General features: G+C 70.7%; 23 protein-coding genes and 1 riboswitch. Of the genes, 11 read left to right on the top strand and 12 right to left on the bottom strand.

The annotated features are described in order from the left end of the window. Positions 1-119 precede the first annotated feature (119 nt). The gene (locus OG842_RS17825; protein WP_266730805.1) at positions 120-1,028 is read right to left on the bottom strand and encodes an SIS domain-containing protein; all 909 of its coding nucleotides are present in this window, start codon (positions 1,026-1,028) and stop codon (positions 120-122) included. Between the two features lie 371 nt (positions 1,029-1,399). Between OG842_RS17825 and OG842_RS17820 the strand changes: the two genes are divergently transcribed. Both OG842_RS17820 and OG842_RS17815 read left to right on the top strand, forming a co-directional pair. Beyond that, positions 1,400-2,620, top strand: coding sequence for an extracellular solute-binding protein (locus OG842_RS17820; RefSeq protein ID WP_328512336.1), 1,221 nt, complete (start codon positions 1,400-1,402; stop codon positions 2,618-2,620). A gap of 39 nt (positions 2,621-2,659) precedes the next feature. Further along, the gene (locus tag OG842_RS17815) at positions 2,660-2,917 is read left to right on the top strand and encodes a DUF3263 domain-containing protein (protein WP_266730802.1); all 258 of its coding nucleotides are present in this window, start codon (positions 2,660-2,662) and stop codon (positions 2,915-2,917) included. A gap of 42 nt (positions 2,918-2,959) precedes the next feature. On the opposite strand, the gene OG842_RS17810 is transcribed toward OG842_RS17815, so the two are convergent. Together OG842_RS17810 and OG842_RS17805 are read right to left on the bottom strand one after the other, a co-directional pair. Then, on the bottom strand, positions 2,960-3,835 hold the full coding sequence (locus OG842_RS17810; RefSeq protein ID WP_328512335.1) for a hypothetical protein: 876 nt from the start codon (positions 3,833-3,835) through the stop codon (positions 2,960-2,962). A 9-nt stretch (positions 3,836-3,844) separates the two neighbouring features. After that, on the bottom strand, positions 3,845-4,330 hold the full coding sequence (locus tag OG842_RS17805; protein ID WP_266730798.1) for a hypothetical protein: 486 nt from the start codon (positions 4,328-4,330) through the stop codon (positions 3,845-3,847). Between the two features lie 183 nt (positions 4,331-4,513). On the opposite strand from OG842_RS17805, the gene otsB reads away from it, so the two are divergent. Then, positions 4,514-5,440 (top strand): trehalose-phosphatase, encoded by a 927-nt coding sequence (gene otsB / locus OG842_RS17800; protein ID WP_266730796.1) that lies wholly within the window; start codon positions 4,514-4,516, stop codon positions 5,438-5,440. A 33-nt stretch (positions 5,441-5,473) separates the two neighbouring features. Here otsB and OG842_RS17795 read toward each other — a convergent pair whose 3' ends face one another. After that, positions 5,474-6,865, bottom strand: a complete 1,392-nt coding sequence (locus OG842_RS17795) for an alpha,alpha-trehalose-phosphate synthase (UDP-forming) (protein WP_328512334.1) — start codon at positions 6,863-6,865, stop codon at positions 5,474-5,476. A gap of 100 nt (positions 6,866-6,965) precedes the next feature. Beyond that, entirely contained in the window at positions 6,966-7,922 is a 957-nt protein-coding gene (locus OG842_RS17790; RefSeq protein WP_328512333.1) for a glucosyl-3-phosphoglycerate synthase, read from the bottom strand. 153 nt (positions 7,923-8,075) lie between these two features. Further along, positions 8,076-8,202, top strand: a riboswitch (SAM riboswitch). Positions 8,203-8,219: 17 nt separating this feature from the next. Here OG842_RS17790 and thrC point away from each other — a divergent pair. From thrC to groL, 4 genes are all read left to right on the top strand, one after another. Next, on the top strand, positions 8,220-9,545 hold the full coding sequence (gene thrC / locus OG842_RS17785; protein WP_266730792.1) for a threonine synthase: 1,326 nt from the start codon (positions 8,220-8,222) through the stop codon (positions 9,543-9,545). Between the two features lie 30 nt (positions 9,546-9,575). Beyond that, positions 9,576-9,854 carry a MoaD/ThiS family protein gene (locus OG842_RS17780; protein WP_072487929.1) on the top strand — a complete coding sequence of 93 codons (279 nt, stop codon included), beginning with the start codon at positions 9,576-9,578 and terminating at the stop codon, positions 9,852-9,854. A gap of 421 nt (positions 9,855-10,275) precedes the next feature. Further along, positions 10,276-10,482 carry a cold-shock protein gene (locus OG842_RS17775; RefSeq protein WP_003967346.1) on the top strand — a complete coding sequence of 69 codons (207 nt, stop codon included), beginning with the start codon at positions 10,276-10,278 and terminating at the stop codon, positions 10,480-10,482. A 418-nt stretch (positions 10,483-10,900) separates the two neighbouring features. Then, positions 10,901-12,523 (top strand): chaperonin GroEL, encoded by a 1,623-nt coding sequence (groL, locus tag OG842_RS17770; protein WP_124717206.1) that lies wholly within the window; start codon positions 10,901-10,903, stop codon positions 12,521-12,523. A gap of 120 nt (positions 12,524-12,643) precedes the next feature. Here the strand turns inward: groL and OG842_RS17765 are convergent, their stop codons facing one another. The 3 genes from OG842_RS17765 to OG842_RS17755 form a co-directional block, all read right to left on the bottom strand. After that, complete coding sequence (locus OG842_RS17765) at positions 12,644-13,990, bottom strand: alpha/beta hydrolase family protein (protein ID WP_328512332.1); 1,347 nt, start codon at positions 13,988-13,990, stop codon at positions 12,644-12,646. Positions 13,991-14,168: 178 nt separating this feature from the next. Further along, a complete protein-coding gene (locus OG842_RS17760; RefSeq protein ID WP_266730787.1) occupies positions 14,169-15,410 on the bottom strand; it encodes a hypothetical protein in 1,242 nt (413 codons plus the stop codon). A gap of 150 nt (positions 15,411-15,560) precedes the next feature. Then, positions 15,561-16,469 (bottom strand): hypothetical protein, encoded by a 909-nt coding sequence (locus tag OG842_RS17755; RefSeq protein ID WP_443063989.1) that lies wholly within the window; start codon positions 16,467-16,469, stop codon positions 15,561-15,563. 457 nt (positions 16,470-16,926) lie between these two features. Here OG842_RS17755 and OG842_RS17750 point away from each other — a divergent pair, with 457 nt between their 5' ends. Together OG842_RS17750 and OG842_RS17745 are read left to right on the top strand one after the other, a co-directional pair. Beyond that, on the top strand, positions 16,927-17,394 hold the full coding sequence (locus OG842_RS17750) for an RICIN domain-containing protein (protein ID WP_266730786.1): 468 nt from the start codon (positions 16,927-16,929) through the stop codon (positions 17,392-17,394). Positions 17,395-17,810: 416 nt separating this feature from the next. Beyond that, positions 17,811-18,533 carry a GNAT family N-acetyltransferase gene (locus OG842_RS17745; protein WP_328512331.1) on the top strand — a complete coding sequence of 241 codons (723 nt, stop codon included), beginning with the start codon at positions 17,811-17,813 and terminating at the stop codon, positions 18,531-18,533. 45 nt (positions 18,534-18,578) lie between these two features. Here the strand turns inward: OG842_RS17745 and OG842_RS17740 are convergent, their stop codons facing one another. Next, entirely contained in the window at positions 18,579-20,048 is a 1,470-nt protein-coding gene (locus tag OG842_RS17740) for an MFS transporter (RefSeq protein WP_328512330.1), read from the bottom strand. Between the two features lie 24 nt (positions 20,049-20,072). Between OG842_RS17740 and OG842_RS17735 the strand changes: the two genes are divergently transcribed. Then, positions 20,073-20,543: a MerR family transcriptional regulator gene (locus tag OG842_RS17735; protein WP_266730781.1), complete on the top strand. Its 471-nt coding sequence runs from the start codon at positions 20,073-20,075 to the stop codon at positions 20,541-20,543. Between the two features lie 34 nt (positions 20,544-20,577). Here OG842_RS17735 and OG842_RS17730 read toward each other — a convergent pair whose 3' ends face one another. Together OG842_RS17730 and OG842_RS17725 are read right to left on the bottom strand one after the other, a co-directional pair. Then, positions 20,578-20,796: a ferredoxin gene (locus OG842_RS17730; RefSeq protein ID WP_266730780.1), complete on the bottom strand. Its 219-nt coding sequence runs from the start codon at positions 20,794-20,796 to the stop codon at positions 20,578-20,580. Between the two features lie 5 nt (positions 20,797-20,801). After that, the gene (locus OG842_RS17725; protein WP_328512329.1) at positions 20,802-21,992 is read right to left on the bottom strand and encodes a cytochrome P450; all 1,191 of its coding nucleotides are present in this window, start codon (positions 21,990-21,992) and stop codon (positions 20,802-20,804) included. Positions 21,993-22,104: 112 nt separating this feature from the next. On the opposite strand from OG842_RS17725, the gene OG842_RS17720 reads away from it, so the two are divergent. After that, positions 22,105-22,704 carry a TetR/AcrR family transcriptional regulator gene (locus tag OG842_RS17720; protein ID WP_266730776.1) on the top strand — a complete coding sequence of 200 codons (600 nt, stop codon included), beginning with the start codon at positions 22,105-22,107 and terminating at the stop codon, positions 22,702-22,704. Positions 22,705-22,827: 123 nt separating this feature from the next. Here the strand turns inward: OG842_RS17720 and OG842_RS17715 are convergent, their stop codons facing one another. Further along, the gene (locus tag OG842_RS17715; RefSeq protein WP_328512328.1) at positions 22,828-24,438 is read right to left on the bottom strand and encodes an adenosine deaminase family protein; all 1,611 of its coding nucleotides are present in this window, start codon (positions 24,436-24,438) and stop codon (positions 22,828-22,830) included. Positions 24,439-24,627: the final 189 nt, after the last annotated feature.

The raw sequence follows: 24,627 nt of genomic DNA, 5'->3' as shown, positions 1-24,627 counted from the left end.
GGAAACAGTTTCGCCCGAGGATCCAAAAAGGTCTAGTCCACTATCCCGGTTTGTTGCGGATCCATACAAAATCGCTGCCAAGATCGCGCGGCACGGGACCCGGGCCCTTCCGGTCGGTCTCAGGAGGAAAGGATCACGCTGCGCGACAGGTTGCGCGGCCGGTCCGGGTCGTACCCCTTCGACTCCGCCAGCTCCACCGCGAGGCGCTGCACCCGGATCAGATCCGCCATCGGATCCGCCGTGGCGTGCGCGACCAGCGTGCCGCCCACCCGTGCCACATCCCCGGCCAGCCCCTCCGGCAGCCGGCCGAACACCCACGCCACCCGGTGCGGCCCGGTGATCGAGATCGGGCCGTGGCGGTACTCCATCGCCGGGTACGACTCCGTCCAGGCACCCGCCGCCTCGCGCATCTTCAGCCCGGCCTCCTGCGCCAGCCCGTACGTCCAGCCGCGCCCCAGGAACGTCCACTGCTCGGCCGCGACCACCGCCTCGTCCAGCGGCTCCGTCACCGCCAGCTCCGCGTCCACCGTGGCGGCGGCCACCGTCTTCACCCCGGCCGGCAGGGAGCCCGACGCCTCCAGGCCGGCTCGCAGGAAGGCCAGCGCGGTGGTGGCGAACCGGGTCTGGACGACCGACTCCTCGTCCGCCCAGTCCAGTACGGCCACCGCGTCGGCGGCCGCCATGACCGGCGTCCCCGGGTCGGCGGTCAGCGCGACGGTGGCGACCCTGCCGCGCAGCTCGCCCAGCAGCTCCAGCACCTCGGTGGTGGTGCCGGAACGGGTGATCGCCACGACCCGGTCGTACGGGCGCCCGGCCGGGAACTCCGAGGAGGGGTACGCGTCCGTCTCGCCCTGCCCGGCCGCCTCGCGCAGCGCCGCGTACGCGATGGCCATGAACCAGGAGGTGCCGCAGCCGGTGACCGCGACCCGCTCGCCGGGCCGGGGCAGCCCGTCGAACGCCGCCGCCGCCCGAGCGGCACGCCGCCAGCAGCCGGGCTGGGTGGCAATTTCTGATGCGGTACGCGACATGCGGGACGGCTCCTTGCGGTGTGGGACGTAACGGTGCGGGCGGTACGGCACAGCGGTGGGGCGGGGTCCGGACCCCTCGGGGTCCGCGCCGAAGCCTACTCAGCGGTAGGCGCCGGGTGTCGGCCATGTCCCCAGTCCCCAGGCCCAATACGGCAGTCCCCAGGCCCAATACGACCTGGTGCAGGCCCGGTTACGTTGCGAAAGCGAGATCGCTTTGGTGTAGACCATCGGCAACGGCCTGGGGGAGGATCGCACCTCGTCCGGAGCACCCCACGACGGCGTGGCCGGCACGGACGACGCCATGGACGAGGACGGACTGGGCTGTGCATTTGCGCCACCGGGTACTGATCGCGGCAGTGACCGCTCTGGGCATGACAGCGACGTTGTCGGGTTGCGGCAGCGTGGGCGGCGGCCCGGAGGACATCACCCTGGAGCTCGTAGCGGCCGACTACGGCACCGGCCCGGCCAACAGCTCCGAGAAGTACTGGAACAGACTGGTCAAGGGCTTCGAGGCCACCCACCCCGGCATCAAGGTCGACGTCACCGTCCACTCGTGGAAGAAGGTCGACCGCGAGGTCGCCGCGATGGTGAAGAAGGGGCAGGCCCCCGACATCGCCCAGATCGGCGCGTACGCCGAATACGCCAGGGCCGACAAGCTCTACCGGGCCGACCGGATGCTCTCCATCCGCACCCAGGCCAACTTCCTGCCGCCCCTGGCCGAGGCGGGCAGCGTGGACCGCACCCAGTACGGGCTGCCGTTCGTCGCCAGCACCCGGCTGCTCTTCTACAACAAGCAGCTCTTCGCGCAGGCGGGCCTCGACGCCCCGAAGACCTGGGACGACATACGCGACGACGCGACGGTGCTCAGGCAGCGCGGGGTGGTCTACCCGTACGCGCTGCCGCTCGGCCCGGAGGAGCCGCAGGCCGAGACCGCGATGTGGCTGCTCGGCGGAGGCGGCGGCTTCACCGACGACAGCGGCTCGTACGCGATCGACTCGGCAGAGAACATCCGGACCTTCGACTGGCTGAAATCGAACCTGGTAGACAAGGGCCTCGTCGGCCCCGTCGCCCCCGGGAAGCTCGACCGCCAGAAGGCGTTCGACGCGTTCACCGACGGCAAGGTCGGCATGCTGAACGGCCATCCCACGCTGATGCAGGAGGCCGAGCGGAAGGGCATCTCCGTCGGCATGGTGCCGCTGCCCGGCATCGACGGCCCGAGCAAGGGCTCGCTGGGCGTGGCCGACTGGATCATGGGCTTCAAGCAGAACGGCCACCGGGTGCCGCTGGGCAAGTTCTTCGACTACATGTTCAGCGACAAGAACGTCATCGACTTCGCCGACGAGTACGACCTGCTGCCGGTCACCGACAGCGCCTCCGCGGCGATGGAGACCGACGCCAGGTTCAAGCCGCTGTGGAAGTTCCTGGCCGCGCTGCCGGACTCGCAGTTCTACCCGTTCGGCAAGACGTCCTGGGCCCGGTCCAGCGAGTCGATCAAGGAGAACATCGGCAAGGCGGTCGCGCCGGGCGGCAGCCCCCGGAGCGTGCTGGGGAAGATCGCGCGCGACTCGGCGGCGGCGGAGCGCACGGAGTAGCGGGTGGCGGCCCTCCGGACGGGCGATATGTTGGCTGATATGACCGCCCCCACGCATGGCCCCGACGACACGGACGGCCTCTCCGACCGGGACCGTGCCGTGCTCGCAGTGGAACGGCAGTCATGGTCCGGCCCCGGGGCCAAGGAGCGGGCGATCCGCGAACAGCTGGGCATCTCGCCCACGCGCTACTACCAGCTCCTGAACGCCCTGCTGGACGACCGCCGCGCACTGGAGGAGGACCCGGTCACGGTGAACCGCCTGCGCCGGGTGCGGGACGCGAAACGCGAACGGCGCTGAGGCAGAAGTACGGGGCGGGACGGCGCTGGGACCGGCGTCCGCTCAGTAGGAGACGGTGATCAGGACGGGCTCCGCGGTGCCGGTGGCACGGAGCGCCTCGACGAAGACCTCCGTGGTCCAGGCCGCCGCGTCCAGGGACCACACCGGCACCCGGCAGCGGAAGGCCAGGGCCCGGCGCATCCCTTCGGTCTGCACCTTCCCGGTCGGCGACCGGGACAGACCCGGGAGGTTCACGGCGGTGCTCTCCGGCTCGACGGTCATCCGGCCGTAGGTGCACGCCAGCGCCTCGTCGCGGACGCGCCCGCCCCGGCCCGGAAGCCCCGCATCGCGGCCCGAAACGGTCACGGTGATGTCCCTGGCCGCGCCCGGATCGGCCAGCTCGTACCAATGCGCGGCGTACAGCAGAGCCGCGGCGGGATCCGGCGCCAGATGCACCGGTGCCACGGTGTGCACTCCGGTGACCCGGACATCGCCCACTTGCCGCAGCACATCGCCGAGGACCGTCGCCACCGGCAGCACGGGCAGTCGCTGCCGGTTCAGGCAGGAGGACACGTCCACCTGGAGCCAGCCGATCTCCCGGACGCGCCCGTCCTGCGTCCAGTCCTCCCCCGCGTCGTTGTGCCCCCACCGGCTTCCGCCGAGCTCCATGCCGGCGCCCAGCAGGGTGCTGCTCCACCCGTAGGCCTCGGCCCGGTTCACCGCCAGGCCGAAGACGTCGACGTCTTCGGCTTCCGAGGCGTCCTCGGCCACGTCGGAATCGAAATCCGAGGCGTCCTCGGCCACGTCGGAATCGGAATCCGAGGTGTCCTCGGGCGGGCCGGACGCCGAAGCGCCCTCGGGCGGTGTGAGCCAGGGATGCCGGGTGAGGACTCCGTGCACGCCCATGAGCAGGGTCGCGTCCCGCACCGCATCACCCATTGCCTCTCCCTACACACCCGCGCCGCAGTTGAAGGTCATCGTGGCAGTGACGGCCTTCTCCGGGGAGTCGGCCTCGCCGATGACGTCCACGTCGATCAGGCTCCGCCACTGCGTCTTCTTCCGGCCCTCGCACGTCTTACGGGCGTTGGCCCGATGGGTGCTGCTCGCCTTGCCCTTGGTCGGCTTCACCTTCTTCGACCCGCTGGCCACGGACTTCCACTTGCCGTGCCGGTCCTTCGCCTGGAGCCAGATGGTGACCTTGGCCTTCTCGCCGGGCTTCCCACCCTTCACCCGCACCCACCAGCCGTGTCCGGACGCCGTCGCCGGGGGCGTACTGGAGACGTGGACGTGGTCGCCGTTGGTGTAGAAGAGACCGGCGTCCGCCGCGTGCCGGGCTTTCGGCCCGGCCGGCCGGGCCTGAGCCGGGGCGGGGGAGAGGGAGGCACCCGCGAGGAGAGCCGCCAGTACCGTGGAAAGGACAAGAGACCTGCGCATCAGGGCCGCTCCCGGTCGTGGGGGACTGGTCGCCCTGATCGCTGTCCGCACCCCACGGGCACCACACGCCAGGCCGGTGTCGTTCATCCGTTCGATGCCTCATGCTCGCGTGGCGGTCGGCTGCGCCTCACCCGTCACGCCGCAGGAGAGCCGGCTCCGGGCCCGCCGCTATAGGCTCGCCCCATGGGCAGCAACCCGGAAGCACCCGCACCCGAACCCGCACCCACACACGCATCCGCGCAGGCACCCGCACCCGCGTCGAGCGAAACCCCGTCCGAGCTCCCGACCCCCGCCACCCCACCCGGCCGCGAAGCCCTCGCCGCGATCCTCGCGCGCCCCGACCGCGCCGTCATCGCGCTCGATTTCGACGGCACCCTCGCCGACATCGTCCCGGACCCGGAACAGGCCCGCGCCCACCCCGGCGCCGTCGAGGCCCTCGCCGCGCTCGCCCCGAAAGTGGCCTCCGTCGCCGTGATCACCGGCCGCCCGGCCGGCGTCGCGGTCCGCCACGGCGGCTTCGCCGGGGTCCCGGGCCTCGACCACCTCGTCGTCCTCGGCCACTACGGCGCCGAACGCTGGGACGCCGTGTCCGGCACCGTCCACGCCCCCGCCCCGCACCCCGGCATCGCCTCGGTCCGCGCCGAACTGCCCGGCGTGCTCGACCGGTCCGGCTCCTGGCACGGCACCTGGATAGAGGAGAAGGGCCGGGCGATCGCCGTACACACCCGCCGGGCCGCCGACCCGCAGGCCGCGTTCGAGGCGCTGGGCGGTCCGCTCGGCGAACTCGCCGCCCGGCACGGACTGATCGTCGAGCCGGGCCGGCTGGTCCTGGAGCTGCGCCCGCCGGGCATGGACAAGGGCGTGGCGCTCGCCCAGTACGTACGGGAGACGGACGCCGAGTCGGTGCTGTACGCGGGCGACGACCTCGGCGACCTCGCCGCGTACTCGGCGGTGGAGAAGCTCCGCACCGAGGGCCCCGACGGCATCCCCGGCCTGCTGGTGTGCAGCGGCAGCGCGGAGGTGCCCGAACTGGCCGAGCGGGCCGATCTGCTGCTGGCCGGACCGGGTGACGTGGTCGCCTTCCTGGCGACACTGGCCCAGCAGCTCTGACAGCCCCGACGGATCCGGCCGCCCCGGCCACTGTCAGCCCCGCCGCAACGCGTCCAGCTGGTCCAGGAACCACTGCTGCGGCGGCAGCGCGACCGCCGCCGCGGCCAGACGTTCCGTACGCGCGGCCCGTTCGTCCTCCGCCATCGTCAGCGCCTCGTGCAGCGCCGCCGCCGTGGCGGAGACGTCGTACGGATTCACCACCACCGCGTCGCTGCCCAGCTCCTCGTACGCCCCCGCCTCCCGCGACAGCACCAGCGCGCAGCCGTGGTCGGAGACGACCGGGATCTCCTTGGCGACCAGGTTCATGCCGTCACGGATCGGGTTGACGAGCGCCACGTCGGCCAGCCGGTACGCGGCGAGCGAGCGGGCGAAGTCGTCCTTGACGTGCAGGACCACCGGAGTCCAGCCCTCCGTGCCGTACACGGCGTTGATCTCGTCGGCGACCCGCCGCACCTCGGCCGTGTAGTCCCGGTACACCGCCAGGTCCTGCCGCGAGGGGTAGGCGAAGGCGACGTGGACGACGCGTTCGCGCCACTCGGGCCGTTCGTCCAGGAGCGCGCGGTACGCGAGCAGGCCGCGCACGATGTTCTTGGACAGTTCCGTTCGGTCCACCCGTACGATCGTCCTCCGGCCGGGGCCGGTCTGCTCGCGCAGTGCCGCCATCCGCTCGTCCACATCCGCCTCGTGGGCCCGGCGGCGCAGGAAGTCCGCGTCCGCGCCGAGCCCGTGCACCCCGATCCTGGTCCGCCCGGTGCCGCCCAGGATCTGGGTGCAGCAGCCGATGAACGCGTCCGCCCAGCGCCGGGTCAGGAACGCCGCCCGGTCCGCGCCCAGGATGCCGTGCAGCAACTGCTCGGCGATGTCGTCGGGGAGCAGCCGGAAGTAGTCGACGGGCGCCCACGGGGTGTGCGAGAAGTGGCCGATCCGCAGGTCGGGGCGGAGTTCGCGGAGCATGCCCGGCACCAGCGCCAGGTGGTAGTCCTGCACCAACACCGCCGCACCCGGCCCCGCCTCCTCTGCGAGCGCCTCGGCGAAGGCCCGGTTGTAGGTCTCGAACGACGCCCACTGCCGCCGGAACTCCGCGTCGAAGACCGGCTCCAGCGGCGTCTGGTACAGCATGTGGTGGACGAACCAGAGCACCGAGTTCGCGATCCCGTTGTACGCGTCGGCGTGCACCCGAGCGTCGATGTCGAGCATCCGTACGCCCTGCTCGGCGACCCCGCGCCGGACCGCCTCCCGGTCCCCGTCACCGAGCGCGGCGCACACCCACAGCTTGTCGTCCACGGCGCTCAGCCCGGAGACGAGACCGCCGCCGCCCCGTTTCGCGTCGAGCGATCCGTCCGTGCCCAGGGTGTACGAGACCGGGCCGCGGTTGGACGCGACGAGGACCTGGGCATCGGGCTGGGCATCGTGCGCGGAGACCATGTTGCGGAATCTAGCCCGATCACGAACCGCCCAAACGTGCGAAGTCAGACCACATCACGCCATGTGGCCGGACCACATCAGGCGGCGTGGCCGGACCACGTCAGGCCGCGCGGCGCGAAACGTACTCCTCGATCTCGCACATCGGCGGCCGTTCCTCGGTGTCCACGGCATGGGTGCGCGGCACGAAGCCGTTCTCGCCGCGTTCGAACTGGGTGATCGCCGGGCGGGTCAGATGGCCGCGGGAGAGCCGCAGCTGCGCGGTCCGGTAGATCGCCGCCGCCATCCGGCCGAGCGCCTGCCCGTCCTGGTGCCGGTGCTTGCGCACCCCCACGTCGACCTGGGCCAGCGCGTCCAGCCCCACCGTGTGCAGCGCGTCGACCAGCAGGCCCAGTTCCACGCCGTAGCCGACGGGGAAGGGCAGCCGTTCGAGCAGCGAGCGGCGTACGGCGTATTCACCGCCCAGCGGCTGCACGAAACCGGCCAGTTGCGGCCAGTGCAGATTGAGCAGCGGGCGGGCCACGAGTTCGGTCACCCGGCCGCCCTGCCCCGTCGTGTCACCGAACGGGCGGTCGTACATCGCCTTCACGAACTGCACGTCCGGGTCGGTCAGCAGCGGGCCGACGATGCCGGAGACGAAGTCCGCCGAGAAGTCCTTCAGATCGGCGTCGATGAAGCAGACGATGTCGCCACCGGTCACCAGGAGCGACCGCCACAGCACCTCGCCCTTGCCGGGCACGGCCGGTATCCGGGGGAGTATCGCGTCGCGGTGCACCACCCGGGCACCGGCCTCCCGGGCCACCTCCGCGGTGGCGTCGGTGGAACCGGAATCGATCACCACGAGCTCGTCGACCAGCCGGACCTTCTCCATCAGCTCGCGCCGGATCGTCGCGACGATCTCGCCGACCGTCGCCTCCTCGTTCAGCGCCGGCAGTACGACACTGACGCTCCCGCGGCTCAATTCCCCGGCCCTGGCCCTGGCGGCCAGCAGGCTGTCCAGCGGGCGGTCGGCGGCCGACCAGGAACGCCTGGCCAGCCAGCATTCGACCTCTTCCAGCACGGTCGATACTCCCTGTATGTGATCCATCTCGCGGTTCGGACGACTATCTCAAGAGTCCGATGCTTCGGTTACAGTCTTGAACAACGCGGACGACCATCGCATGCCGGGGTCCGTCCGCCGATAAATGCCCGGATCGAAGATCCGGTGCCACAGCGCTCATCCAGAGGGACTGAGGGAACGGCCCGTTGAAGTCCCGGCAACCCCCCCACCGACCGTGAGGTCCGGTGAGGAAGGTGCCAATTCCGTCTCGTGGCGAAACGCGCCGCGAGGAAGATGAGGAGAAAGGGCCTCGCCACCATGGCTGCGCAGACCGTTGCAGTAAGCACCGATTCTTCCGTCGACGCCGAAGCCGTCAGCACCGGAGCCGTCGACCTCGGCCCCGCCTCGGGCCTTTCCTGCCGCGAGTGCGGCGAGCGTTTCGAACTCGGCCCCATTTTCGCCTGCGCGTCCTGTTTCGGGCCGCTCGAAGTCGCGTACGACCTGCCGAGCGGCTCTCCCGAGGAGCTGAAGAAGCGCATCGAGGCCGGCCCGGCCAACATCTGGCGCTACGCGCCGCTGCTGCCGGTCCCCGCCGATGTCGCCGAGAAGCCGAACCTGAACCCCGGCTGGACCAAGCTCGTCCAGGCCGACAACCTCGCCCGTGAGTTCGGCGTCGAGCAGGGCAAGCTCTTCGTCAAGGACGACTCCGGCAACCCCACGCACTCCTTCAAGGACCGCGTCGTCGCCCAGGCCATCGAGGCCGCCCGCGCCTTCGGCTTCACCACCCTCTCCTGCTCCTCCACCGGCAACCTCGCCGGTGCCGTCGGCGCCGCCGCCGCCCGCGCCGGCTTCCGCTCCTGCGTGTTCATCCCGCACGACCTGGAGCAGGGCAAGGTCGTCATGGCCGCGGTGTACGGCGGAGAACTCGTCGGCATCGAGGGCAACTACGACGACGTCAACCGCTTCTGCTCCGAGCTCATCGGCGACCCGCTCGGCGAGGGCTGGGGCTTCGTCAACGTCAACCTGCGTCCGTACTACGGCGAGGGCTCCAAGACCCTGGCGTACGAGATCTGCGAACAGCTGGGCTGGCAGCTCCCGGACCAGCTGGTCATCCCGATCGCGTCCGGCTCGCAGTTCACGAAGATCGACAAGGGCCTCCAGGAGCTGATCAAGCTCGGCCTGGTCGAGGACAAGCCGTACAAGCTCTTCGGCGCCCAGGCCGAGGGCTGCTCGCCGGTCTCGGTCGCGTACAAGGGCGGCCACGACGTCGTCCGGCCGCAGAAGCCGAACACGATCGCCAAGTCCCTCGCCATCGGCAACCCGGCCGACGGCCCGTACGTCCTGGACATCGCCCGCCGCACCGGCGGCGCCGTGGAGGACGTGAACGACGAGCAGGTCGTCGACGCGATCAAGCTGCTGGCGCGCACCGAAGGCATCTTCGCGGAGACGGCGGGCGGTGTGACGGTCGGCGTGACGAAGAAGCTCATCGAGGCCGGTCTGATCGACCCGTCGCTGACCACCGTCGTACTCAACACGGGTGACGGCCTCAAGACCCTCGACGCGGTGGCCGAAACCTCTCAGGCGACCGCGACGATCCGTCCCAGCCTGGACGCGTTCCGCGCCGCCGGCCTCGCCACCAGCTGACCACCCGAGACTCCAGGAAGGGCACCCACCATGAGCGTCAAGGTCCGCATCCCCACCATCCTCCGCACCTACACGGGCGGCCAGGCCGAGGTCCCGGCCGAGGGCTCGACCCTCTCCCAGGTCATCGAGTCCCTGGAGCAGAACCACCCGGGCATCGCCGCCCGCGTCCTGGACGACCAGGGCAAGCTGCGCCGCTTCGTGAACGTGTACGTCAACGACGACGACGTGCGCTTTGAGGGCGGTCTGGAGACGGCCACGCCGGACGGCGCCGGTATCTCGATCATCCCGGCCGTGGCCGGCGGCTGCTGACGCCCCGTCCGACCCCACCGCGTTATCGAATTGCCCCCTCCGCTTCAATCGCGGAGGGGGCAATTCTGCATGGTTGAGCGCGGTAGAGTGTGGGAAGTCCCCCCAGCTGCCCGTGCCGCCCGCATATGAGAATGCGCCCGGCCGCGACAAGATGCAGCCAAAGTGTGCGATGTGCTTGCGGCATAAGTCGCCTTTGCCTGGCCCGACTTGCCCAGGAATCTTATGAATTCCCCATATTCGGGCGTTCGGTGCGGCCGAGAATTCTCGTCCGATTGACCTGTTGCAGAGGGCAGTTGGGCAGATACATTCAGCCGCGGTCGACGCGTTCCGGCGCACACACCCTCTCCTGTCGGAGGGTGAGTTCTGACCCGGGTCCGCGAAGTGCGGTCCTGCGCAAGGGCCAGTAATAGGGGAGTTAGGCATGGCTCAGGGCACCGTCAAGTGGTTCAACGCGGAGAAGGGGTACGGCTTCATCGCGGTCGACGGTGGTGCGGATGTTTTCGTCCACTACAGCGCGATCCAGATGGACGGGTACCGCACCCTCGAAGAGGGTCAGCGAGTTGAATTCGAGATCTCGCAGGGCCAGAAGGGGCCGCAGGCAGACATGGTCAAGCTCGCCGTCGGCTGAGTTCGAACGGTCGGCCAACGACACCATTCACGCACTGCACTCACGCGCTGAGGGCCCGTACCCAGGGGGTACGGGCCCTCGGTGCGTCGCGGCCGCCCTGCGCGCGCCGGGTGCGCGCCCGCGCATGCAAGGCGGCGCATGCCGTCCCGGCCTGCGCCGCCGGACGTTTTCCACAGCCCTCCACACCCCTCCGCGACCCTCCGGGGTTGTCCACATCCCGAGGGGGACGCTTGCACTCGAGGGGGTCGAGTGCTAATCATTGGCGTTAGCACTCTCCAGGTGAGAGTGACAGAACTTGGACCGGGCCGGTGAGGCCCGCGGGCCGGTGGGGCAAGGAACCACCGGCTCACGCAGGCCGTCCGTCGCGGGCGCCACTCGGTCCGGAGAAATCCACCCCTGTCCGGGAGGACCACTTCACATGGCCAAGATCATCGCGTTCGACGAGGAGGCCCGGCGCGGTCTCGAGCGCGGCATGAACCAGCTCGCCGACGCCGTCAAGGTCACCCTTGGCCCCAAGGGTCGCAACGTCGTCCTTGAGAAGAAGTGGGGCGCCCCCACGATCACCAACGATGGTGTTTCCATCGCCAAGGAGATCGAGCTGGAGGACCCGTACGAGAAGATCGGTGCGGAGCTGGTCAAGGAGGTCGCCAAGAAGACGGACGACGTCGCCGGCGACGGTACGACCACCGCCACCGTTCTCGCCCAGGCTCTCGTCCGCGAGGGCCTGCGCAACGTCGCCGCGGGTGCCAACCCGATGGCCCTCAAGCGGGGTATCGAGAAGGCCGTCGAGGCCGTCTCCGCCGCCCTCCTGGAGCAGGCCAAGGACGTGGAGACCAAGGAGCAGATCGCTTCGACGGCCTCCATCTCCGCCGCCGACACCCAGATCGGCGAGCTCATCGCCGAGGCCATGGACAAGGTCGGCAAGGAAGGCGTCATCACCGTCGAGGAGTCCCAGACCTTCGGTCTGGAGCTGGAGCTCACCGAGGGTATGCGCTTCGACAAGGGCTACATCTCGGCGTACTTCGCCACCGACATGGAGCGCATGGAGTCGTCCCTGGACGACCCGTACATCCTGATCGTCAACTCGAAGATCAGCAACGTGAAGGACCTCCTTCCGCTGCTGGAGAAGGTCATGCAGTCCGGCAAGCCGCTGCTGATCATCGCCGAGGACGTCGAGGGCGAGGCCCTGTCGACCCTGGTCGTCAACAAGATCCGTGGCACCTTCAAGTCCGTCGCCGTCAAGGCCCCGGGCTTCGGTGACCGCCGCAAGGCCATGCTCGGCGACATCGCCATCCTCACCGGTGGCACCGTCATCTCCGAGGAGGTCGGCCTCAAGCTGGAGAACGCCGGTCTCGACCTGCTCGGCCGCGCCCGCAAGGTCGTCATCACCAAGGACGAGACGACCATCGTCGACGGCGCCGGTGACAGCGACCAGGTCCAGGGCCGGGTCAACCAGATCCGCGCCGAGATCGAGAACTCCGACTCGGACTACGACCGCGAGAAGCTCCAGGAGCGCCTCGCGAAGCTGGCCGGCGGCGTGGCCGTCATCAAGGCCGGTGCCGCGACCGAGGTCGAGCTCAAGGAGCGCAAGCACCGCATCGAGGACGCGGTGCGCAACGCCAAGGCCGCCGTCGAGGAGGGCATCGTCGCCGGTGGTGGCGTGGCTCTGCTCCAGGCCTCGGCCGTCTTCGAGAAGCTGGAGCTCTCGGGTGACGAGGCGACCGGCGCCAACGCCGTCAAGCTGGCGCTGGAGGCCCCGCTCAAGCAGATCGCCGTCAACGGTGGTCTTGAGGGCGGCGTCGTCGTCGAGAAGGTGCGCAACCTGGCCGTCGGCCACGGTCTGAACGCCGCGACCGGCGAGTACGTCGACATGATCGCCGAGGGCATCCTCGACCCGGCGAAGGTCACGCGCTCCGCCCTGCAGAACGCCGCGTCCATCGCCGCGCTCTTCCTCACCACCGAGGCCGTCATCGCCGACAAGCCGGAGAAGGCCGCCGCGGCCGCTCCGGGCGGCATGCCGGGCGGTGACATGGACTTCTGATCCTGACGGATCGGTAGTTCCTGTACAGCTTCACGGTGTCGGCCCCCTGGACCATCTGGTCCAGGGGGCCGACGCTTTTTGTGCTGACCCTCTTGGGGCCAGCTCTTTGGCGCTGCCGCCTTACCGGGCGAACACCATCTCCGGGAAGCGGTCCGAGGGTCCGTCCAGCAGATGGTCGTCGTGCCCGCGCAGCCACCGGCCGAAGAACGACGCGACGTACGCCCGGTTCGCGGCCAGCGCGCGGTGCGGCGGCACCGTCCCGACCGCCCCGGCGAGCCCGCCCTCCGGCACCGCGCCCTGCCGCGCCAGCCGGGGCAGCAGCACCCCGGCGTCCGTGTACGAGGCATGCCGTGACCCGGTCAGTGTCACATCGGCCTTCCAGCCACGGGTGTTCGCCCAGAACGCCGCCCAGGACGGCTGCTGCCGGTAGTCGCCCGAGCCCTCGCTCCCGCTACCCATCAGCAGCAACGGCCGGTCGAGCCCGTCCAGGGCCACGCCGCTCAGGTGGGTGCCGTCCGGCTCCCGCCCGCCGACGTAGTCCATCTGGCCGTCCATGTTGATGCCCGCCAGGAAGCGCCGGTCGTCGTGCATCGTCTGCGCGGCGGTGAACCCGCCCGCGGACTGGCCGAACATGCCGACCCGGCGAAGATCGAGCGCACCGCCGAACCGGGTCCGGTTCAGCCGTGCCAACTCGTCGAGCACGAACCGGCTGTCGGCGACCCGGACCGCCACGACCTTCTCCAGCAGGGCGGTGACCGCCTCCGGGGCGGTGGGCGGCGCCCCGTCGAAGATCCGCATGGTGGCCAGCCGGCCGTCCGGGAACGCGACCTCGGTCGCCTCGTGGGTGTGGTCGATCGTGACGACGGCGTACCCCCGGCTCGCCAGGTCCTCCACGAGCGCGGTGTTCCAGGTGCGCGGGTCGCCGAGCCCGGGGGAGTACAACACCACGGGGAGTTGCCCGGCCCGGCGGTCGACGGGCGCGGCCTCGTGCGCGTGGGTGAGCGTCGCACCCCAGTCGACACTCCCGGGCGGCATCTTCAGGTTCATGGCAGCGGCCCCCTCCGCACTCCCGAAGTGGGCCGCGGCCCCCGCCGTCATCTGCGGCACGGGACGCGCCGACGCGCCCGGCCGGGCCGGGTACCAGAGGCTGACCATCAGCTCCCGGCGGGCGGAGGTGCCCGGCACCCAGGGCTCGGCCCGCGAGCGGTCGACGAGGTGGAGTGCGACGGTGCCGACGGCGTACGGACCGGTGGGGCGCGGGAGCCGGGCCGTCGGCAGCGAGGCGCGGCGGTCGGTGGTTTCGGCGGCCGGCCCGTCAGCCCGCCCGGCTGCTGCTGCGGCGGCGGGGGACGGTACGGCGGTCGTGGCCAGGAGCGCCGAGGCCGCCAGCCCGGCGACGAGGACCTGACGGCGGTCGAGGCTGCGGCGGCTGCGGTCGCGGCTCGGATCGTGCGGGGCAACGGTCATCACGTCGAACTCCCTGGAGGTCTGCGATGGACGCGCCCACGATGCCCGCCGGAGCATCGTGAGCGCGTGATACCGCAGTGCCCATTCCGTCCTGGCGTTCTGGCTCCCTGGTATGAGGGCTCCTTGGTATGGGACGGAGCACCGTACGCCGCGCCGCCGCCCCGCTCTGCGGACCTTCCTACGGCAGGCGGTCGAGCAGCCAGGTGCAGAGTTCCTCCGTCACGAGGGTGTGGCCCTCGTTCCGGGAAGCGAGCTTGAACTCGTCCAGTCCGCCGGTGCCCTCCGGGAGCGAGGAGATGTCCTTGTACAGCTCGTCGTCCGTGTCCAGGTCGGCGACGTCGACCGCGCTGACGGACGGTACGAAGCAGTGCGACCGGATACGTACATCGGTCTTGAAGCCGAGGAACGGGTTCAGGGCGTTGAAGGCGTCCGCGAGGATGCCGAAGCCCTCCAAAGAGCCGCCGGGCGCGCCGTCGATCGACGGGAGCCCCTTCGTACGGACCTCGTTGGTCTTCAGCGTCACCACCCGCAGCTTCGCGCCGAGCTCGTCGAGCCCAGGTGCCTGGGTGTAGAGCTTGGTCCCCACAACCGTCAGGCCCTTTCCCTCCAGGGCCAGTTCGCCCGCCCGCACATCGGTGCCGGTCCCGTCGGCCGTCCCGTTGGCGACACCGATCAGCCGGGGCCTGCGCGGCCATTCGCCGACCGCCTGCATCTCGGCCAGGAACGCGCCGCGCTCGTCGCTCTGGTCAGGGGTGCTGTCCCACTTCTCGATGTGCCGCCACAGCAGCTGGCGGGCGGCCGGGCTGTTGATCTGGTCGGAGAAGCGGCTGTCGAGGTCCTTGATGTAGTGCGCGAACGCCTGGAGCGCGATCGGGATCCAGGCGCCCCGGTGCGGGCTGTCGTACGAGAAGTACAGCGAGGTCTGGTGGTCGATGCCCTGGCTCTCCATCTTGGCCAGCGCGTGCCGGGTGACGAGCCCGCCCATGCTGAACCCGCCGACCGCCAGCGGCGTGTCGCCCAGTCGCTCCGCGACGGCCCGCGCGATCGCGGCCTGCGCGGTACGGGAGTTGTCCAGAATCGACGCACTGCGTTCGTGATAGCCGAGCAGGACGACATCGTGGCCACGGCGGCGCAGCTCGCTGATCAGCGCGTAGTCGCCGAACTCCATGATCTGCCAGGAGAATTCCAGCTCGCTCGGCCCCGTGCTGAAGCCGTCGGAGAAGATCACCGGCCGGACGAGACCGGGGTTCCCCTCGCCGTAGTAGACCCAGGCGGTGCCGCCCGGCAGCTCCCACACATCGCTGGGCGGCAACGGAAGGGAGCTGGGCCTCTCGGCGTCCAGGCGGGGGCCGGGGGCCAGCGCGATGGGGGGCCGGTCGTGGAGCCCGGAGACGATCTGCTCATGGGTGGGTTCGGACATGGTTCGTTCCCCTTTGGGGCGGTTGATTACGATGCGCGCCTAGAGGAACACGGAACGTAGCGATCGGTCGGTGAAGGCGCTTCAAACCACTCCCAGGTGGGAGCCGCTTTCGGACACCGGGCGACGGCTCGGCCTCACGGCCTCACGGCCTCATGGGCTCCCGGGGCGCCGCGGCCTGACGGACCGTCGCGCGAGCCCGGCCCGTACGTCGTTCATCCGATTCCGTACGCCGTCCGCCGGTACGGCCCCGCTGGGCCCGGCGGGTGCGGGGGCCGCATCGCCCCGGCAGGGCCTGCACCGGCCGCCGATCAGGGCCTCCGCGCTGCCCGGTGAGCGGCACTCGCTGCATTCGAGGGTGCGCAACACCGTTCGCCGTTGCGCCGGAGCGACCCGTTCGGGCGGCATCTTGTCGGCGAGTCGCCTGCGGACCAGGGCCGCCGCATGGCGGACGGGCGAGGGCAGCCCGTCGGTGAGGGCGTGCAGCAGCTCCGCCTCGGTGGCCCCGCGCTCGAACCACTCGCCGACCTGTGGCTCCAGCGCCGCGCAGTCGGCCGCAGACAGTGTGAGCGTGGGCGCGGTACGACCCAGCGCGGCGAGCAGCGCGAACGCGCGGGACCGGGTGGGGCGCTGGGGCTGCTCGACCGGTACGTCACCCCGGGTGAACGCCGCCCACCAGTCGTCGTCCCGCGCGGTCCGGGAGAAGAACGTACGGGTCACCCAGAGCAGCACCTCGTCGTTGGCGACGCACTCGCTGCCGCGCCGCAGGTGCCCGGCGTCCTGGAGCCGGTTGAGTGCGGTACGCAGCGCGCACTGGCCGTACGGGAGGTGCTTGGCCAGCGTCTTCACGGAGATGTCGGAGCCTTCGGGCAGCCGGTCGAGATACGTGGCGATGGACGCCTCGCGAGCCGGAAGGTGAGCGAAATCGCGCTCGGTGCGAGGGTGTTGGTCGGGCGCGGACCGCTTGCCGTACCCCGGATTGGCCATCGGGTGCGGGCGCGGGGGTGCTGGCAGGGGTACGTGCGGGGCGCACGGGGCAGCACTAAGCTGGCCGACAGCCATCAGATCGCTCCTCTTAAGCGGTCGAAGTGGTCAGGCCCCTGTTTGGTGTTCCACCACCGGCAGGGGCCGATCTGCGTCACGGAGCATCGCTCCGCATTCGGCACGCTAGAGCGTCACCACTGTCGGTGGCAAGTCGGTCACAAAATGTCAACTCGCCGCTCGGGGTGGGTGGGTGGGAAGTGGCCCACCTCCCATTCCGCTGAAAGAGCGCTCGGACTTCGCGGCTTGAGCCCCGGGCGGAACGCCCCTGGTCAGAGGGGGCGCGCGCCCCACTCCGAATGCGCCGAGCGCGCTCCAAATGCGCCGCTGCTGACGGGGTGGACCGGCGGGGGCGCGACGCGGGGCACGGGAGGGGGGCGGCGGGCCCCTGTGATCTTGGGTGCCGGGCCGGTCGGCATCGGCCCGCACCGGGCGGATTGGCCCGGAATCCCCCCACTCAAGTCGTACGAGGAGTCCCGTGCGTATCCGATCCATCCTGTCGCTGGCCGCGTCCGCCGTCGCGGTCGTGGCACTCTCCACCCCCGCCCAGGCCGTCGGCAACGGCTACTACCTGATCCGGAACGCCGAGAGCGGTCAGTGCCTGAACTCCGGCGGGGGTGTGTTCGCCGGTGAGCTCGGCGACTGCGGCCGCTACTCCGCCTGGCATGCGATCAACCTGCCGGGCGGGTCCGTGCAGTTCCGCGAGGCGAACGACGAGAACCGCTGCCTTGCCCTGTCGCCGCTGAAGATCTACCCGCCCGCCGTGGCCGAGAGGGAGTGCGACACCTCTCCGGACCGGTGGCTGATCGACGGCCCGTCCAACGGCGTGGGCGTCGCCCTCAGCCTCGATGGCGCCTCGAACCTGGGCACGCTCACCCCGCGGGACGACCGCGCGAGGCTGGGCGGCCAGGGCGAGCGCGAATGGGTCCTGGTACGGGTCGGCTAGTCCGCCTCGCCTTCGTGACCGGGTCCGGGGCATGAGCTCCGGGCCCGGTCACGTATCTGTGGGGGCGCAGCGGTGGCCACGCTCCGGAACCACTCAATGCGGTGAATGTCACCGAGAGTGATGGCCATGCCGTGCGTGATGCCGTTACGTTCTGTAATCACGGGCTGCGGTGGGGCGGCCCGGCGAGAAGCGAACGTGGACCCGGGCAAAGGTGCCTGGATCCGCTCTCCGAGGGGGTTCGGATGAATGAGGTCAGTGGTTCGGGGATTCTGTCGGCCGATGGTGTCGACCTCGCCTGCGGCAGCACGCTCGCGGTCAGAAGTGCTCGGCTCTCCGTCAGTCGGGGTGATCTTCGATGCCTCCTGCTGCATTCATTCCGAGTGCGTGCGGGCACGCGGCTCTGGAAGGGTCGGTTCATGTCCAACGATTCGTTGCTGATCAGGGCCCGAGGCCTGTGGCAGGAGCTGGCGTCGGCGCCGGTCTCGTTCGGGGCGGTGGGCGAGGCCGGCGTCGTCTCCTCTCCTGATTCGGGGTTCTGCCCACCCGGGTGGGTGGGCATCGTGCTCCTGGGCGGAGCAGCCGTCGTTACCGCTCCGAGCGTGAAGTCCGCTGCCCGGGTCCGTGGGGCCGTGGCTGAGCTGCCTGCTGACAGGCTGACGGACCCGGAAGCGGTGGGGAAGGTTCTCCCGATCGGTGAGGTTCTCGGGCCCGCCGCACTCGCCTATGCAGCGGCCGATGGCTTCCGGCCAGTGGCACTCGCAGAGCCACGCGTGGAGGTACTGCCCTCCGACCATGCGGAGGTGAGGGCCCTTGAGCAGGCGGCGGGGGCGGAGGACGCCGGAGAGGCGTCCCTCGCCGAGATCACCTCACCCGCGTTCGTTCTGCGGACCGACGGTGAGGTCGTCGCTGCTTCCGGATATCGCATATGGCCGAACTCGACGGCTCACGTGAGCGTGCTGACCTCGCCCGCCTGGCGCGGAAAGGGCTTTGCCCGCGCGACCGGATCCGCCTCGGTCCGGCATGCGCTCGCGCAGGACCTGCTGCCGCAATGGCGGGCCCGCGTCCCCGCGTCGAGGAAGGTGGCGGTCGCACTGGGGTTCAGCGAGCTCGGTTCCCAGCTCAGCATTCGGTTGGCCTGATCGGGACGGCCTCGTGGACGCTCTGCCGCTCTGCCGCGCCGCCGATCACCGGCGGCCGGCAGGGGAGGTCCGGAGGGCCGTGCCGCGGTCCAGCTCCTCGAACAGTGTCGCCGTTCGGGTGGCGGTGTCCATGGCCCAGCGCCCGGTGCTGAGCAGGCCCAGGGCCGCGATGCCGAGGCCCAGCCCGAGCACCAGCCACCACACGGCGTGCTCCGCGTCAGTGAACGCCGGTCCGCCGCGGGGCAGGGCCGAGGCCACGATCGTTCCGGAGATGGCGACGCCCAGAGTGGTGCCGGTCTGCCGGCCGGCGGAGGCCAGGGAGGCCGCCACCCCGGCCATCGAGCGGGGCATTCCGGAGACGGCGGTGTTGGTGATCGGCGGGTTCACGGTGCTCAGGAAGACGCCGAACAGCAGGTGGACCGCGAGCATGGCCGGCAGTGGGGTGGCCGGTGTGAGCCAGAGCGATGCGCCGCCGCCCAGCGCCAGCGCGCACCCGGCGACCACCAGCGGCACTCTGGGACCGCGCGCACCGACCAGCCTGCCGGTGAACGGAGAGAGCGCGACGACCAGCCCCCCGACCGGGAGCAGGCACAGCCCGGCCGTCAACGCCGACATGCCGCGTACGTTCTGCAGGTACTGGGTGGTGACGAAGAGGAACGCGCTGAACCCGCACAGAGCGAAGAGCGCCATCAGGATCGCCGAGCTGAACGGCACGCTGCGGAACAGACGCAGCTCCAACAGCGGGTCCACCCGGCGTGATTCGTGGCCGAGTATGCCCAGCACGCCGAGGACGGACACGGAGAGCAGGCCCAGGATGACCGGAGAGGTCCAGCCCAAGGCCCTGGATTCGGTGATCGCGAAGACGACGCCACCCAGTACGAGGATCACCAGAGCCTGGCCCACCGGGTCGAAGCGGCGCACTCGCGGGGCGCGGGACTCGGGTACGAACAGCGCGGTGCACACGATCGCGGCGGCGACGATCGGCACGTTGACCCAGAAGACGGAGTGCCAGCCGAGGCCGTCGACCAGGGCGCCGCCGAGGACCGGCCCCAGTGCCAGCGACAGGCCGGTCATCGAGCCGAACACACCGATGGCCCTGGCCCGCGCGGCCGGTTCGGGGAACGTGGTGGCGACGATCGCCATCGCCACCGGATTGAGCATCGAGCCGCCGACGGCCTGCAGCACACGCGCCGCGACCAGCCAGCCGATGCCCGGCGCCAGTCCGCACAGCAGCGAGCCGAGCCCGAAGGCGGTGAGGCCGGCCCGGAAGACGCGCCGACGGCCGAACCGGTCCGCGGTGGACCCGGCCAGCACCAGGAACCCGGCCAGCACCAGGGTGTACGCGTCGACCGTCCACTGCAGGCCGGACACCGAGGCCCGCAGGTCGTGGCGGATCGACGGCAGGGCGACGTTGACGACAGAGATGTCCATCACCACGACGATCACGCTCGCGCAGCAGATCGTGAGCACCAGGAGCCGACGGCGAGGACTGAGCACGGGCACGGATTCGGGCATGTCCGGGACGCTAGGTTCTAGAGCGTGGTCGAAGTCAACCAACAACTGCCCGAGCCCGTCCCCGAGTCGGGGCTGAGCATCGCCGAGGCCGCCCGCCGTACCGGGGTGAGCGCACACACCCTGCGCTACTACGAACGCGCAGGTCTGGTCGTCACCCCCGTGGACCGGACCCACGGCGGCCGGCGCCGCTACCGCGCGTTCGACCTGGAGTGGATCACCATCTGCACCAGGCTCCGGGCGACCGGCATGCCCATCAGAGGAATCCGCCGTTACGCCGAACTCGTCGCGGCGGGCCGGGGCAACGAGGAGCAGCGACTGGAGCTGCTCGAATCGCACCATGACCAGGTGCTCGCCCAGATCGCCGAACTCCAGGAGAACCTGAAGCTCATCGCCCACAAGGTCGACGTCTACCGGGGCAGACTCGCCGCCGGTGACGCCGACCAGCTGTGGGCGCCCAACCGCACACCGTCCGACCGCACACCGTCCGACCGCTGAGCGACGCGACCCCGCCGGGCAGGCGGGGGACGGGTCAGTCGCGGCGGGGGCCGATGACGGTGTTCCCGTCGTGCACGGTGATCGCCAGGGCCGGGCAGATGTCGGCGGCGTCCAGGACCCGTTCGTCCGGCTCGGTCCCGTCGGACCGGACACGGGCGCGCTCACCGTCCAGGACGAACACCTCGGGGACCGTCCCGGCGCACATGCCCGAGCCCTGGCAGAGCTGGGGATCGACGCGTACGTTCCAGGCCATGGCGCTCACCACTCCACCGGCATGACGCGCGGGCCGCGCACCAGCATCTCGGACTTCCAGGTCACATCGCCGGCCAGCCGCAGCTCCGGGAAGCGGGTGATGAGGGCGGCCAGCGCCTCCTGGAGTTCGAGCCGGGCCAGCGGGGCGCCCAGGCAGTGGTGGACGCCGTGGCCGAATCCGAGGTGCTGGTTGCCCTCGCGTGCGATGTCGAGGACGCCCGGGGCGGTGAACCGCAGTGCGTCGCGGTTGGCGGCGCCGACGGCGACCAGGACCGGGCTGCCCGCCCGGACGAGGGTCCCGCCGACCTCGATGTCCTCGGTGGCGTACCGGGGCTGACCGGCACCGCTGCCCAGGGGGACGAAGCGCAGCAGCTCCTCCACCGCGTTCGGGACGAGTTCGGGTTCGGCCCTGAGCCTGGCCAGCTGGTCCGGGTGGTCGAGCAGGGTGAGGACGAAGTTGGGGATCTGGGACGCGGTGGTCTCGTGCCCCGCGACCAGGATGCCCACGCACAGATCGACGAGTTCGAGCTCGGAGAGCCGGTCGCCGCCGTCGCGGGCCTCGATGAGCGCCGTCATCAGGTCGTCCTGCGGTGCGCGGCGGTGCTGGTCGATCAACCCGGCCATGTAGGCGCGCAGTTCCTCGCGGCTCGCGTCGAACTCCTCGGCGCTGAGGGAGCTGGTCGACAGCGCGTCGTCGCTCCACACCCGGAAGCGCGGCCGGTCCTCGGTGGGTACGCCCAGCATCCGGCAGATCACGGCGACCGGCAGGGGCAGTGCGAACAGGTCGACCAGGTCGGCGGGCGGCCCCGCGGTCTCCAGCTCGTCGAGCAGACCGGCGGTCAGCTCCCGGACCTGGGGACGCAGCTTCTCGACCTGGCGGACGGTGAACGCCTTGGCGACCAGGGAGCGCAGCCGGGTGTGGTCCGGCGGGTCCATGCCGAGGATGCCCCCGTCGCGCTGCCCCTCGGACTGCCGGGGCTCGTCGTGCGAGGCGGCGGCGGCCCGGCTGAAGCGCTGGTCGCCGAGGACGAGCCGGGCGTCGGCGTAGCGGGTGACGAGCCAGGCCGGTTCGCCGTACGGCATCTGGACCCGTAAGAGCCCCGGCCGTTCGCGTACGTGCTCGTAGGCCTCGGCCAGCTGGAGCCCGTCGGGGGTGTTGAAGGGGTAGGCGAGGGGTTCGGCATCTGCTGTGGTCACTGCGGCCTCCCAGATGTAAGCAGCTGCTTACAACGGTAGAAGTGGTCTTCCCGAGCAGTCAACGACGCTTTAAGGCCGTTATCCTGACGGGCCGTTCGAGAGGAAAGCCGCCATGGAGACCGCTTCCGCCCCGCAGCCCGAAGAGCGCCGCAGGGACGCCGCGGCCACCCGTCGCCGCTTGCTGGAGGCGGCCCGGGACCTGTTCGCGGAGCGGGGTTACGAGGGGGCGACGGTCCGGGAGATCGCGGCGCGGGCCGGGGTCAACCAGGCCCTGTTGTTCAGGTACTTCGGCTCGAAGCGGGGGCTGCTGACGGAGGTCGTCGCGCTCGGCGGACTGGAGCAGCTGCGGGCGACGCCGCCGGAGGAACTCTTCGAGACCGCCCTGCGCTCGATGCTGACCCGGAGCGCGGAGGGGCCGGAAGACCGTTCCCTGGAGGTCTATCTGCGGTCGGTCGGGCGGGGCGACGAGGCGGCCGGAACCCTGCGGGAGCTGGGCGAGGCGTACCAGAGCGCGTTGGCCGGGCTGTCCGGGGCCGAGGACGGCGCGCTGCGTGCGGATCTCGCCATGGCCTGGCTGCTGGGAATCGGCCTGATGCGGACGGTCGTCGCCCGGGAGCCCCTGGCCGGGGCCGATCCGGACGACGTCTGTCGTCTGGTCCTCGGGACGCTCGGCCATCTGTGGGCGGCGGAGCAGGACGGTCGAGGCGAGTAACGCATGACGCCCGTACGAAGAGCGCGGCGCGCCCGGGGCTCAAGCCCCCGTACCGGGCCCGGGGCTCAAGCCCCCGTACCGGGCCCGGGGCTCAAGCCCCGTACCCGGCCCGGGACGCTCGGGTCAGCGGTTGTCGCGCTCGAAGACGGCGAATGCCGCCTCCTGGCGCCACTCGGTCGCCGCCTTCGGATTGTCGGCGAGGTAGCGGGCGCAGCGGGAGCTCGGGCGGTCGGTGCCCGGCCGGTTGCCCTGGCAGGCGGAGACCGGGCGGTAGCCGGACGGGGCGGAGCCGGTGGCCCACAGGCTGCGGCCCTCGCGGAACGCGTACTCCAGCGAGGCGCGGGCCAGGTCCTTCAGCTCGACGTAGCTGAGGCCGTACGTCTTGGCCGCGTACTGGTACTCGTGGCTGATGTCGATCCGGGAGACGCCCGGGTCGTCGGTGGCCAGGACGATCGGGACGCCGTAGCGGCGGTAGGCGTTGAACGGGTGGTCGTCGCCCGCGATGCCGAGGATCTGCTTGTTGCTGGAGAACGGCACCTCGACGGCCACGTTGCGCCGCGCCATCGTGCGGGCCAGCTGCCGCCAGTCGTCCTCGTGGACCAGGTCCACGCCGTGGCCGATGCGCTCGGCTCCTGCCACGAGCACCGCTTCACGGATGTGGAAGGTCAGGTCCTCGGGCTTGACCAGGCCGGGGGCCAGCTCACCGGCGTGCAGGGTGAGGTGGGAGTCCGGGTACTGGCCGCGCAGGTACTTCAGCATCCGCATCTGGAGGCTGTAGTTGGCCAGCGCGCTCTCGCCGTCCTCCGGCTGTACGAGGTTGACCGCGAGGAACCTCGGGTCGCGCTCGGCCAGTCGCATGCCGACCGCCATCTGTGTGAACACCCGTACCGGGGAGCTGCCCCGGGACACCTGGGAGATCCACCTGACGGGGAGCTTGCAGCCCGGGTCGGGGCGGGGCGTGTCGCAGTGCGCGGCCTCGCGGAACTGCACGTCGGTGTCGTCGGCCTCCTGGACCGCCTCGTCCACCACCCGGTCGAGCCGGCCACCGGCCACGAGCTTGGCGTGGAGGGCGGCCAGGTCGGCGTCGTAGCCCACCTTGTCGGCGAGCGCCCTGCTGGCGTCCGAAGCGGGGGTGACCAGGGTCTCCAGGTAGAACTGGTTCTGCTCGACCACGGTGTTGGCCACGTTCGCGAGCATCTTGCCGCGGGTGTACCAGGTGGCCATGCCGAACTTGCCGAACGTGTCGAAGAAGTGGTCGTGCCCGGACTGGTCGGCCGGGAAGTCCTGCATGGACCAGGCCCGGATGATCCGCTGCCGGAACGCGGCGTCGTGCTGCGCGTCGGCCGCCGGCCTCGTACCCGGCCCGCACGGCGGCGCCACGGCCGTGTCCGTCCCGTCGATGCACAGCCCGGCCTCGCTCGCGAGCTGGATCAGGTACTCGGTGGTGACCGCACCCGACAGGTGGTTGTGCAGGTCACCGCCCTTGGGCAGGGCCTTGAAGAACGCCTTCAGCCGCTCCGGCCTGCCCTGCAACGAGTCGAGGCGCGCGGAGGTCCTGGCCTCGGCCCGGGTGACGGGGCGGTGCATCGCCTGCGCCGCGGGCCGCGGTGACGCTTCCTTCGCGGTGGAGGCGGCGGCCGGGATCGCCGGAAGCAGGGTCAGTACGGCGAGCGCGCCGAACCCGGCCGCACGCAGTGACTTGGGACGGTGGGTCGTCCGGAATGTTGAGTTCACCGCCGAATGATTGCGTCCGTCGGCGCCGCTTCTCTCCTAAATCGCATATATGGCCTGAAACGTCTACACGATCGGGTGGCAGGGTGGAAGGTCAACAGGAAAGTACTTTCCTGCCAGGAAAGTAAATGTCAGAATGATCAGGCGGGCCGCAGACGTAGCGGTGAAGCGATGGGCATACCGGGAGGAACA

Source organism: Streptomyces sp. NBC_00376 (genome assembly GCF_036077095.1).
GTDB lineage: Bacteria > Actinomycetota > Actinomycetes > Streptomycetales > Streptomycetaceae > Streptomyces.
Note: the sequence above shows the minus strand (reverse complement) of the source record. Positions and strands in the feature narration are given on the sequence as shown.

Excerpts from the sequence above, each read along its gene's own strand:
- OG842_RS17820 (WP_328512336.1), top strand. The coding sequence starts at position 1,400 with ATGACAGCGACGTTGTCGGGTTGCGGCAGCGTGGGCGGCGGCCCGGAG.
- OG842_RS17810 (WP_328512335.1), bottom strand. The coding sequence starts at position 3,835 with ATGGGTGATGCGGTGCGGGACGCGACCCTGCTCATGGGCGTGCACGGA.
- otsB (WP_266730796.1), top strand. The coding sequence starts at position 4,514 with ATGGGCAGCAACCCGGAAGCACCCGCACCCGAACCCGCACCCACACAC.
- OG842_RS17740 (WP_328512330.1), bottom strand. The coding sequence starts at position 20,048 with ATGCCCGAATCCGTGCCCGTGCTCAGTCCTCGCCGTCGGCTCCTGGTG.
- OG842_RS17780 (WP_072487929.1), top strand. The coding sequence starts at position 9,576 with ATGAGCGTCAAGGTCCGCATCCCCACCATCCTCCGCACCTACACGGGC.
- OG842_RS17730 (WP_266730780.1), bottom strand. The coding sequence starts at position 20,796 with ATGGCCTGGAACGTACGCGTCGATCCCCAGCTCTGCCAGGGCTCGGGC.
- OG842_RS17815 (WP_266730802.1), top strand. The coding sequence starts at position 2,660 with ATGACCGCCCCCACGCATGGCCCCGACGACACGGACGGCCTCTCCGAC.
- OG842_RS17805 (WP_266730798.1), bottom strand. The coding sequence starts at position 4,330 with ATGCGCAGGTCTCTTGTCCTTTCCACGGTACTGGCGGCTCTCCTCGCG.
- OG842_RS17760 (WP_266730787.1), bottom strand. The coding sequence starts at position 15,410 with ATGTCCGAACCCACCCATGAGCAGATCGTCTCCGGGCTCCACGACCGG.
- groL (WP_124717206.1), top strand. The coding sequence starts at position 10,901 with ATGGCCAAGATCATCGCGTTCGACGAGGAGGCCCGGCGCGGTCTCGAG.
- OG842_RS17755 (WP_443063989.1), bottom strand. The coding sequence starts at position 16,469 with ATGGCTGTCGGCCAGCTTAGTGCTGCCCCGTGCGCCCCGCACGTACCC.
- OG842_RS17720 (WP_266730776.1), top strand. The coding sequence starts at position 22,105 with ATGGAGACCGCTTCCGCCCCGCAGCCCGAAGAGCGCCGCAGGGACGCC.
- OG842_RS17745 (WP_328512331.1), top strand. The coding sequence starts at position 17,811 with ATGTCCAACGATTCGTTGCTGATCAGGGCCCGAGGCCTGTGGCAGGAG.
- OG842_RS17765 (WP_328512332.1), bottom strand. The coding sequence starts at position 13,990 with ATGACCGTTGCCCCGCACGATCCGAGCCGCGACCGCAGCCGCCGCAGC.
- thrC (WP_266730792.1), top strand. The coding sequence starts at position 8,220 with ATGGCTGCGCAGACCGTTGCAGTAAGCACCGATTCTTCCGTCGACGCC.
- OG842_RS17795 (WP_328512334.1), bottom strand. The coding sequence starts at position 6,865 with ATGGTCTCCGCGCACGATGCCCAGCCCGATGCCCAGGTCCTCGTCGCG.
- OG842_RS17775 (WP_003967346.1), top strand. The coding sequence starts at position 10,276 with ATGGCTCAGGGCACCGTCAAGTGGTTCAACGCGGAGAAGGGGTACGGC.
- OG842_RS17825 (WP_266730805.1), bottom strand. The coding sequence starts at position 1,028 with ATGTCGCGTACCGCATCAGAAATTGCCACCCAGCCCGGCTGCTGGCGG.